Raw genomic sequence first — 9,726 nt, forward strand, 5'->3', positions numbered from 1 at the left:
GGGGCGGCGCAAGCCCTACGAATTGTCCGGCGTGGCCGAACGCGGTCACCACCTCGTGTCCGGTGTAGGCCTCTTCGACCTGCGCGTTCACCATGCCGGGATCGTGATCCCGGCCGGCCCTTCCGGGAGAGAGTTTCGAGGGGCCGTGGGCCCGGAAAGAGTGTGGGATGCGCGGGACACCGGCGACCGGGACGAGCAGTGCGAACAACAATGAGGAGATCGGTATGACGGAAACCGACGTGATCATCGTGGGCGCCGGGCCCACCGGCCTGCTGCTGGCCGCCGAGTTGCGGCTCGCCGGCGTGCGGCCGCTGGTGCTGGAAAGGCAGCCGCGACCCCGTGACACCCCGAAAGCCGGCGGGCTCGGCGGGCAGATCCTGGAGTTGCTGCGCTATCGCGGGCTGCTGGAACGATTCGAGGCCGCCTGCGTCGATCCCGTTCCGGCGCCGCGGTTCCCGTTCGGTGGTGTCCATGTGGATCTCACGCAGTTGGCGGAGTCGCCGATGCACGCGCTGCCACTACCGCAACACCGGCTCGAACAGGTGCTGAGCGAGCGGGCGAGCGAGCTGGATATCGAAATCCGGCGCGGGCACGAGGTCTCGGACGTGACCCAGGACGCCGATACCGTCACCGCGCGGGTGCGCGGGCCGGAAGGGGAGTACCGGATTCGCGCCCGGTATCTGGTGGGTTGCGACGGGGCCCGCAGCCGGGTTCGCGATATGGCCGGGATCGAATTCCCGGGCACCGTGTATCCCGAGGTCAACCGGCTGGCGCAGATCACCGTCCCGGAGTCGGTGACAGTCCTGGCCGATGGTGACCTCGAGGTCCCCGGGGGTGCGACGGTCCGGGCGGGATTCACCCGGACCGAGCGCGGGCTCTTCGGTATGGCGGCCTCGCCCACCTCGGAGTCCCTGTCCGTCTACACCATCGAGGACGAGAACACCGAGTACGACGACGATGTCCCGATGACCGTCCCCGAGTTGCGCGAAAGCATCCACCGGGTGCTCGGGGTGGACCTGCCGGTGGCGCGAACCACCCGGATGTCACGGTTCACCTTCAAGGCCCGGCAGGCCGACCGCTACCGGGCCGGCCGCATCCTGGTGGCCGGCGATGCCGCGCATCTGTTCCCCGCCACGGGGGTGGCGCTCAACGCGGGCATGCTCGACGCGGTCGGTCTCGCCTGGCGGCTGGCGGCCGCCGTGGACGGCCGGGCGCCGGAGGGTCTGCTGGACACCTACCACGACGAGCGTCACCATGCGGCGGCCCGCACCATGCTGCACACCCAGGCCCAGGTCGCTCTGCGTCGCGGGACCGATCCGGCGGCCGAAGCCCTGCGCGCGGTGTTCCAGGAACTCCTCACCGACGATCAACCCCTGCGGCGGATGGGAGCCCTGATCGCCGGCTCCGATATCCGCTACACACTCCCCAATCCCAACGGGCACGCCGCCACCGGCACCTTCGCCCCCGATCTCACCCTGCACACCGACAGCGGCACCACCACCGTCGCCGAACTCATGCGGTCGGCGCGCCCACTCCTGATCGACCTCGCGGAACGGCCGGAACTGCGCGAGATCGCCCGCGACCGGCAGCCGATCGAAATCCACACCGGCAAAACCGAAAACCGCCCCGCGGATGCCTTCCTGATCCGCCCGGACGGCTATATCGCCTGGGCCGCGGCCATCGGCGAACCGGCCGAATCGGCGGCCGCGGGACTGGAGGCGGCGCTGTCGTATTGGTTCGGCCCGCGACCCGAGTGATGAATCCGCCGCCGCGGCACGGCATCGCCCGAGAAAGAAAGGACCTGTGCTCAGCCATGCAGGACGTGAACATCTGGAGTGAAGAATCCGGCGCCCTGACCGACGCTCCGATTCTGCTGATCATGGGCTCGATGTCGCAGGGCATCCTGTGGCCGGAGGAGTTCGTGGCCCGCCTGGTCGCCGGGGGCCGCAGAGTCATCCGGTACGACCACCGCGATACCGGTAGGTCGGACACCGTCGATTTCGCGGCCCGCCCCTACACCTGGCACGACATCAAGAACGACGTCTACCGGGTGATGGACGCCCACGCCCTGGACAGTGCCCATCTGGTCTGCCATTCCGCGGGCGGGCTGCTCGGCCAGTACATCGCGGCCGAGCAGCCCGGCCGGGTGCGCTCGCTGACCGTTATCGGCTCCTCACCGCTCGGCGGCGGCGAAGGCCGGGTAATCATGCGGGCACTGCTCGGGCAACCGCAATCCGAACCGAGCCTGCCCGAGCCGGTCCCGGAGTTCATCGCCTTTTACCGCACGCTGCTCTCGGCCTCGCCACCGGACAACCGCGCCGACCGAATCGACGCCATGATCGCCGAACAGCGCGTCTTGCACGGAACCGGTCTCCCGTTCGACGAGACCGCGGCCCGTGAGCTGCAGGAACGAATCCACGACCGCGCCCGTGACCTGTCGGCGGTGGCCAACCACCGGCTGGCCGCGGCGGCCGATCCGGATTTCGAGCCGGTCGGTGTGCTGGACCGGGTGACGGCGCCCACGCTGGTCATCGAGGGCAGCCACGAACCGGCCAAACCTGGGCACGGGGCGTTGATCGCCGAGGGGATTCCAGGGGCCCGGTTGATGACCGTGGCGGGAATGGGCCATACGCTGCCGCCGCAGGTGCACGAGCAACTGGTCGCGGCCATCCTGTCTCATACAGCCCGGTAACTTCGTCGTCGCGCCGGATGTGGCGTGCGCGCGCCGCCGAGCGGCTCGATCATCGACCTACTGTTGCCCGTGGTGCGGCGGACGCGGGCGCGCCGGGAGGGTCCGGATGGCGCGGCAGCACCAGCGGGCTCGCGAGGATGAGCAGGCCCGCCACGACCAAACCGGTTCGGGTGCTGGTTGCCCCGGCGAGCAGTCCGCCGAGCGCGCTGAGAACGGCGATGGCGGCGGCGCTGCCGATCGACCACGCCGACAGCACCCGGGCGATCCGGTGGCGGGGAGTGTGCTCGAGCCGATAGGTGGCCAGTACCGGGGTGTACAGGCTCATACAGACGATGATGGCGAACTCGACGGCGAGCACCGTCAGGAGACCGGTGGTCCCCGGCCCGACCCCCGCGAGACCGATCAACCACACCGCGCGCAGGGTGCCGGCCACCCGCAGGACGCGGTTGCGCCCGTACCGGGCCACCACTCGTCCGGCCAGGCGCGACCCGATCAGTCCGCCGAGACAGGGGGCCGCGAACGCGAGACCGTACTGCCAGGGTGGGAATCCGAGGTCCCGCAGCAGCAGTACCGCCAGTAGCGGCTCGGAGGCCATGATCAGCCCGCCGACCATCAGCTGGTTGAGATAGAGCCCCCGGAGACCGGGGTGGGTGAGGATATGGCGCCAGCCGTCGAACAACTCGTCGACCCGGATTCCCCGTCGGCCGGTACGCGGTGGCGCGGGCGGTTCCCGGTCGCGGATCGCGATGACCCCCAGCGCCGAGAGCAGGTAGCTCGACGCATCGGCCACCACGGTGACGATCGGCCCGAACATACCGATCGCCGCCCCGCCCAGCGGCGGCCCGACCGCGATGGAACTCCAATTGGTCGACTCGAACCGCGCGTTCGCGATCAGCAGATCCCCCGGGCGCACCACGGATTCGAGGTACGCGCCGCTCGCCGCGTTGAACGCGATCTTCGCCGCCGCCACCACCGCGGACACCACCATGAGCTGCGCGAAGGTGAGCCCGCCCGCCGCGTAGGCGACCGGCACCGACAGCAGGGCCGCGAACCGCGCCGTATCCATGGTGATCATCACCGGTCGTTTGCGCCGGAACTCCACCCACGGCCCCAGCGGTAGCGCGATCAACGCCCCGGCCGCGGGTCCCACCGCCGCCAGCACCGACACCTCGACCGGCGCGGCGTCCAGTACCAGTACCGCGATCAGCGGTAGCGCCCCGAACCCCAGCCCCGAGCCGTAGGCGCTCACGGCGTAGGACATCCACAGCCATCCGAACGGCCGGCCCAGTGCTCGTCTCGCCACAAATCACCTCCGGCTCGGGCCGCGCGCTGTCGATCGACGAGATCGAAACAGGGGCGCGCGGCCGGATCAAACAACCGATCCGGTCGCGGTCCACAACCGTCCGTTGTCCCGCGATTTCGGGCGAGGGGTTGGTGGAGCCGATCCCGGCGTGGGCACCGCCCACCGACGCGCCCACACCGGCCGACGCGCCGGGGAACTGCATCGTCCGATGCGAGGGCCGCCCTAGGGTGTGCGGTATGGCCTCACTCTCCGATCCCGCGGTCCGTGATTTCCTCAGTTATGGAACCCGCACCGCCAAAGTGGCTTTCACCGCTGCCGACGGGCGGCCGGTGGTGACTCCGGTGTGGTTTCTGCTCGACGGCGACGAACTGGTCTTCAATACCGGGAAGGACACGGCGAAGGGTAAGGCGCTCCAGCGTGATCCGCGGATCGCGCTGGTGGTGGACCTGGAGGAGCCGCCCTACGGCGCGGTACAGGTGCAGGGGACCGTGACCCTGTCCGAGGACCCCGCCGAACTGCTACGCACCGCCACCGCGATCGGCGGGCGGTATATGGGCACTGCCCGCGCGGAGGAATTCGGGCGCCGCAACGGCGTGCCCGGCGAGTTGCTGGTGCGGGTGAAACCGCACAAGGTGATCGCGTTCTTCGACGCCGTGGGCTGAGCGGGGGTCACGACGGCCGCCGCCGAGCCGGGGCCCGGCGGCACGTACCCGCATGCCACGGGCGCCGGGCCGGGCGGGCGGGCCGAAATCTAGACTCACGGCATGACCGTGCACTTCATCGGGGCCGGACCCGGCGCCGCCGACCTGCTGACCGTGCGCGCGGTGGAGCTGCTCGGGCGGTGCCGGGTCTGCCTGTATCCGGGGACCTACCTGGACCCGGAGGTGCTCCGGCACTGCGCGCCGGAGACCGAGCTGATCGATACCCAGCGGCTGGACCTGGACCGGATCACCGAACATCTGGTGGCGGGGCATCGCGCCGGACGAGAGGTGGCACGGCTGTGCTCGGGCGATCCGTCCCTGTACTCCGCGCTCACCGAACAGACCCGCCGCCTCGACGCGGCGGGGGTGCCGTGGGATGTCACTCCCGGGGTGCCGGCCTACGCGGCCGCGGCGGCGTCGCTGGGCGCCGAGCTCACTGTTCCCGAGGTGGTGCAGTCGGTGGTGCTCACCCGCACCAGGCTGCGATCGACGGCGATGCCGGAGACCGAGGAACTGGCGGGTTTCGCCCGCACCCGGGCCACACTGGTGCTGCACCTGGCGGTCACCCGGACTCGGGAACTGGCCGCCGAACTGTCGGAACACTACGGAGCCGACTGCCCGGTCGCGGTGGTGTACCGGGCGAGCCAGCCGGAACAGCTGGTGCTGCGCGGCACTCTGGGGGATATCGCCGGGCAGGTCGAGGCGGCGGGGCTGCGGCAGGCGGCGGTGATCGTGGTGGGACGGGCGCTGGCGCCGGGAGCCGACTGTGCGCAATCGCATCTGTACGACCCGGCGCGGGACCGGGCGCATCTGGGTTCCTGACCGAGCCGCCGAGGATCGGTGACCGATCCGCACCCGTAAGCCCGGTGGTGGGCGCCCGGCGACGCCGGCACGAGTTCGGTCTCCGGATGCTCTGATTCGATCTCGGCGACGAGCCGCTCGGGGCCGGCTACCGGTGCAGGATCGCGGCAGCGGTCCCCGCGATCGTCCGGTCGGCGTCGCGGGTCAAGCCGGCCAGTGCCTCTCGGGAAGCGTCACCCGGGATCTCGGCGAGTGCCTGGGTGATCCGTAACCGGACAGCGGGGTCCGCGGTGCTCGCGAGCAGGTCTCGCAGATCACCGACGATCTCGTCGGCGCGCGCCTCCGCCCCGGCCAGCAGGCCCAGCGTCTCCGCAGCTTCCACATCGGAGCGCCCCCCGGTCACCATATCCAGCAGGGCGGGCACCGCCTCGGCGACCTGCCGTGAGCCGAGCGCGACGGCGGCCCGGTCGCGGACGGTGACCTCGCGGTCGCTCAGTGCCCGTAGCAGCAGATCCGTGGCCTCCGCCGCGGGTACCGCCGCGATGGCGGCCGTCGCCCGCCGCCGTACCTCGGCCCGCGGTGAATCCAGACCGGCGGCCAGATCGGGCAGACCCTCGTCTCCGGCCCGGGCCAGCGACCACAGCAGCGCCCCGGCGACATTCGGGTCTTCTTCCGAAAGCGCCGCCTCCACCAGTGTTTCGACGGGCAGCGCCGTGCCCCGGTGCTGGGCCAGTATCGCCTGCTGGCGGCGGGCCCCGGACTCCGATTCGAGGGCCCGCAGCAGGGTGACCAGGCCGATCACATCACCCCACTGCGCGGGTGCGGCCGCGTCGACCCGTTCGAGTTTGCGCAGCAACTCCTCCTGCGCGGTGATACGGGCCCGGGTGTGCCGGATCAGCTCGCCCACCAGTTCGGCCGGGGTGAAACCCGGCTCGTCGAGCGCCTGCCCGACCTCGGTCAGCGATAGTCCCAGCGTCCGCAGGCATTCGACGCGGAAGAGGCGACGGATATCGTCGGCGGAGTATTCGCGGTAACCGCCGGAGGTGCGGCCGGTCGGCCGCACCAGCCCCAGCCGGTCGTAGTGACGCAGCATGCGGGTACTGACCCCGGATTGCCGCGAGACCTCGCCGATCAACATCGCGTCGCCCTTCCTCTCATACGTCCGGACCGGCCGCCACGACCCGTTTGGCCAGCTCCGTCGCGAGAACGAACCCGCTGTCGGGGTCGAGCCGGAGCTGTTCGGTCGCCGCCGCGTGGGCCCGGATCTCCGGGTCGGGGCTGTGCGTGGCCGCGTCGAGTACCGGGATCGCGGCCGCGTCGAGTGCGGCCAGCGCCCGGCTCAGGCCGAGCTGCACCGGGCGGTCGCCGCGACCGAGCTCCTTCGCCAGTTCGGCGGCGAGCCGGGGCTCCGCGCCGGACGGTACGAGCACCACCGCCGCCCGCCAGGCGCTGAGCGCGACCTCGTGGTCGGCATCGTGCAGTAGCTCCGAAACCGCGGGCCAGGCGCTGCCGTCACCGATCTTGGACAGTGTGTGCAGGGCCTGACTCCGGGCCTGCGCCGTCACCGACCCGAGTTCGTCGAGCAGTCGTGGCACCGTGATCTCGGCCGGTAGCCTGCACAACGCCCAGGTGAGCATGTCGCGCACGAAGAAATCCGGTTCCACCGCACACCGCTCGATCAGGGGCGCCAGCAGACGCGGATCGGCCGAGGTGCCGGCCGAGAGCGCGGCCCGCAGCCGCAACGACGAGTCGGCGCCGGTCAGCGCGGCGATCAGGCGAGCATCCGGCTCGCCGTGGTGGGTTGTGTTCACGACAACCACCTCCTTCGCCGACTACTCAAGACCTTGTCACGATGTGAAGGTCAAGTCCTGGCGCCGGGCCGTCGTCCTTCGGCGCAGCACGGCTAGCCGAGGAACAGCGGGACCTTCCCGGCCAGCTCGCCGAGTTCGGTCTGCTCCGAATCGGTCGGTGCGCGGCGGCCGGTGCCGATCAGGAGCGCGTCGGTATCGGAGAACGAGGCGGGGAACGCCGCCCCCGTGATCTCCTCGAGCAGGGCACGGGACCGGGCCAGCCCGCGGTCGGGCGGGCGGGTGGCATCGGGGAGATGGGCGATCAGGTCCAGGTGGTGCAGCGTCGACTCCAGGATGTAGGCGGTGAGATAGTCGCCGATGGTGAGGGCCTGATCGCGGGTGCTCACCACGATCGCCGGATCGGCGAGTGCGGCCGCGCGGCCGGCGGCGGAACCGACATCGTCGAAATGCAGTTCCAGTAGCCGGGGCTGGCGGTAGGCGGCAGCCAGCCGGACGATCAGCGCGTCGAGCGGATCGTCGCCGGTCGGCGCCGTCTCGGCGATATCCCAGTAGGTGGTGGCGTCGCGGGTCGGTTCCTTGTCGGTGGGGGTGACGAGGGTGATCAGCACATCCTGGGCGTCGATGATCAAGTGGCACACCAGATCCCGGACCAGCCAGCCGGCGCAACCGGAAGGCCGGCCGAAATCCTCGTCGGAGAGTTCGGCGACCGCCGCGCGCAGCGCTGTCCAGGAATGGGAGAAGTCCACGGCCGCAAGCTAGCAGTACCCACCCGGCGAGGCGACCGGATTCGATCTCATATGCCTGCTACCAGAGGGTTTCGGCCGTCAGAGTTCGGTGGCGCGGGTGAGGTCCAGGTCGATATCGAACGGCACGGTGACGTTCAGCTTGTCGTGATGGATGCCGGTGGTCGTGTATTTCTCCGTCGCCGGGTCGAGTTCGTAGGTGTAGACGACGGCGCGGCCGTCGACGTTCTCCACCCGCCAGAAGTGCGGGATACCGGCCTCGGCGTAGAGCTGGGGTTTGCGTTTGCGATCGCGTTCGATCGAGTCGGGGGAGACGACCTCGATGACCAAGACGACATCGGCGGGCCGATAGGTGGTCGTCTCGGGATTCGAGGAAGCGTCGACCGAAACGATCATGACATCGGGCTCGGGGCGTTGGCGGGGGCCGAGCGTGACCGTCATCTCCCGAAGTGCGATGAGGTGCCGAGGTGCCTGGCTCTTCAACTCCCACCGCAGGAAGTCGACGACACACATGTGGAACAACTTCTGCGGGCTCACGAAAACGAGACTCCCGTCGATCAGTTCGGTATGCGAGGGCAGATCGGGCATCTGGTCGAGGTCTTCGGCGAAGTAACCCTCGGGTGGCGGCACCGGCCAACCCAGGGACGGCCGGGAGTCCGTCGGTATGGGGTCGGCGGTCATCTGCTTCCCTCGCTCTGCGCACGGTGATCGACTGACCCGACCAGTATGGCACGGGCCTCTGACCTGTGGAATCGCCTCGGATGATAGTTCGCGGGCCCGAATGTGCCGGTCGGTCGGGCCGGTGTCGGCGCGTCCGCCTCGTCCCCGGCCCGATCGGGCCGATCATGACCGCATGGCATCTCGCGCTATCAGCGGCCCGGCGCATCTGTGGCGGAACGCGAGCACTGTGGCCAGTGCGCTGCTGTTCTACTACTTCGTCCCGACCGGTCTCGAGCTACCCGGCTTCTGGCCCACCCGGCTGTTGACGGTGACGCTGTTCGCGGCCGGGGTGGCGGGGTTGTCCTGGCTCGCCTACCGCCGGATCGGCCAGTTCCTGCGGACCAGCCGCGACACCGGCCACCGGGTCGACGGCCTCCTGTACCTGATTTCGCTGGTGGTGGTGTTCTTCGCGCTGTTCTACTACCTCCTCGAACAGCGGGACCCCGGGCAGTTCACCCAATTGGTGACCCGTAACGACGCGCTGTATTACACCGTCGCGACCCTGGGCACCGTGGGCTTCGGCGATATCCATGCCGTGGGGCAGGCGGCGCGTATCGCGACCACGGTGCAGATGGCCTTCGACCTGGTGGTCATCGGGACGCTGATCACCGTGATGAGCACCGGTGTCACCCGGCGTCTGGACGCCGCCGACAATCGTCCCCGGCCGGGAAGCTCCGCCTTCCCCGAAGCCGGTGGTAGTTCGGGCAGCTCCGATATGGGCCGCGATTCGGGCAGCTCCGATGTCGGTGACCCCCGGTAGCCTGGGCCTGTGCCCGAACTACCCGAAGTGGAGGCCCTGGCCCAGTTCCTGCGGGAGCACGCGGTCGGCGCGGTGGTGGGGCGTATCGATGTGGTCGCGCTGAGCGCCATCAAGACATTCGATCCGCCGGTCACGGCGCTGTCCGGCCGCGATGTCACCGCCGCGCGACGTTGGGGGAAGTTCCTGGGGATGGCC

11 protein-coding genes are annotated in these 9,726 nt (G+C 70.0%); 6 read left to right on the forward strand and 5 right to left on the reverse strand.

Features of this window, described 5'->3' with window-relative positions:
• The first annotated feature begins 224 nt into the window (after window positions 1–224).
• Entirely contained in the window at window positions 225–1,757 is a 1,533-nt protein-coding gene (locus ACWDU1_RS23505) for an FAD-dependent monooxygenase (protein WP_450001570.1), read from the forward strand.
• Between the two features lie 56 nt (window positions 1,758–1,813).
• Window positions 1,814–2,692 carry an alpha/beta fold hydrolase gene (locus ACWDU1_RS23510; protein WP_450001571.1) on the forward strand — a complete coding sequence of 293 codons (879 nt, stop codon included), beginning with the start codon at window positions 1,814–1,816 and terminating at the stop codon, window positions 2,690–2,692.
• 49 nt (window positions 2,693–2,741) lie between these two features.
• Here ACWDU1_RS23510 and ACWDU1_RS23515 read toward each other — a convergent pair whose 3' ends face one another.
• Window positions 2,742–3,995: an MFS transporter gene (locus tag ACWDU1_RS23515; protein ID WP_450001572.1), complete on the reverse strand. Its 1,254-nt coding sequence runs from the start codon at window positions 3,993–3,995 to the stop codon at window positions 2,742–2,744.
• A gap of 236 nt (window positions 3,996–4,231) precedes the next feature.
• Between ACWDU1_RS23515 and ACWDU1_RS23520 the strand changes: the two genes are divergently transcribed.
• Both ACWDU1_RS23520 and cobM read left to right on the forward strand, forming a co-directional pair.
• Entirely contained in the window at window positions 4,232–4,657 is a 426-nt protein-coding gene (locus ACWDU1_RS23520; RefSeq protein ID WP_450001574.1) for a PPOX class F420-dependent oxidoreductase, read from the forward strand.
• Between the two features lie 102 nt (window positions 4,658–4,759).
• Window positions 4,760–5,518, forward strand: a complete 759-nt coding sequence (gene cobM, locus ACWDU1_RS23525) for a precorrin-4 C(11)-methyltransferase (RefSeq protein ID WP_450001575.1) — start codon at window positions 4,760–4,762, stop codon at window positions 5,516–5,518.
• Window positions 5,519–5,645: 127 nt separating this feature from the next.
• On the opposite strand, the gene ACWDU1_RS23530 is transcribed toward cobM, so the two are convergent.
• The 4 genes from ACWDU1_RS23530 to ACWDU1_RS23545 all read right to left on the reverse strand — a co-directional run bounded on the left by ACWDU1_RS23530 (window position 5,646) and on the right by ACWDU1_RS23545 (window position 8,732).
• Window positions 5,646–6,635: a HEAT repeat domain-containing protein gene (locus tag ACWDU1_RS23530; RefSeq protein ID WP_450001577.1), complete on the reverse strand. Its 990-nt coding sequence runs from the start codon at window positions 6,633–6,635 to the stop codon at window positions 5,646–5,648.
• A 16-nt stretch (window positions 6,636–6,651) separates the two neighbouring features.
• Window positions 6,652–7,308 carry a HEAT repeat domain-containing protein gene (locus tag ACWDU1_RS23535; protein ID WP_450001578.1) on the reverse strand — a complete coding sequence of 219 codons (657 nt, stop codon included), beginning with the start codon at window positions 7,306–7,308 and terminating at the stop codon, window positions 6,652–6,654.
• 92 nt (window positions 7,309–7,400) lie between these two features.
• Window positions 7,401–8,054: a maleylpyruvate isomerase N-terminal domain-containing protein gene (locus tag ACWDU1_RS23540; RefSeq protein WP_450001579.1), complete on the reverse strand. Its 654-nt coding sequence runs from the start codon at window positions 8,052–8,054 to the stop codon at window positions 7,401–7,403.
• Window positions 8,055–8,132: 78 nt separating this feature from the next.
• The gene (locus ACWDU1_RS23545) at window positions 8,133–8,732 is read right to left on the reverse strand and encodes a Uma2 family endonuclease (protein ID WP_450001581.1); all 600 of its coding nucleotides are present in this window, start codon (window positions 8,730–8,732) and stop codon (window positions 8,133–8,135) included.
• Between the two features lie 172 nt (window positions 8,733–8,904).
• Here ACWDU1_RS23545 and ACWDU1_RS23550 point away from each other — a divergent pair, with 172 nt between their 5' ends.
• Window positions 8,905–9,531 (forward strand): potassium channel family protein, encoded by a 627-nt coding sequence (locus ACWDU1_RS23550; protein ID WP_450001583.1) that lies wholly within the window; start codon window positions 8,905–8,907, stop codon window positions 9,529–9,531.
• A 9-nt stretch (window positions 9,532–9,540) separates the two neighbouring features.
• On the forward strand, window positions 9,541–9,726 hold a 186-nt coding region (locus tag ACWDU1_RS23555), incomplete at its 3' end, for a DNA-formamidopyrimidine glycosylase family protein (protein ID WP_450001584.1).

The sequence above is a fragment of the Nocardia sp. NPDC003345 genome (assembly GCF_053589395.1).

Excerpts from the sequence above, each read along its gene's own strand:
- ACWDU1_RS23505 (WP_450001570.1), top strand. The coding sequence starts at position 225 with ATGACGGAAACCGACGTGATCATCGTGGGCGCCGGGCCCACCGGCCTG.
- ACWDU1_RS23510 (WP_450001571.1), top strand. The coding sequence starts at position 1,814 with ATGCAGGACGTGAACATCTGGAGTGAAGAATCCGGCGCCCTGACCGAC.
- ACWDU1_RS23520 (WP_450001574.1), top strand. The coding sequence starts at position 4,232 with ATGGCCTCACTCTCCGATCCCGCGGTCCGTGATTTCCTCAGTTATGGA.
- cobM (WP_450001575.1), top strand. The coding sequence starts at position 4,760 with ATGACCGTGCACTTCATCGGGGCCGGACCCGGCGCCGCCGACCTGCTG.
- ACWDU1_RS23530 (WP_450001577.1), bottom strand. The coding sequence starts at position 6,635 with ATGTTGATCGGCGAGGTCTCGCGGCAATCCGGGGTCAGTACCCGCATG.
- ACWDU1_RS23545 (WP_450001581.1), bottom strand. The coding sequence starts at position 8,732 with ATGACCGCCGACCCCATACCGACGGACTCCCGGCCGTCCCTGGGTTGG.
- ACWDU1_RS23550 (WP_450001583.1), top strand. The coding sequence starts at position 8,905 with ATGGCATCTCGCGCTATCAGCGGCCCGGCGCATCTGTGGCGGAACGCG.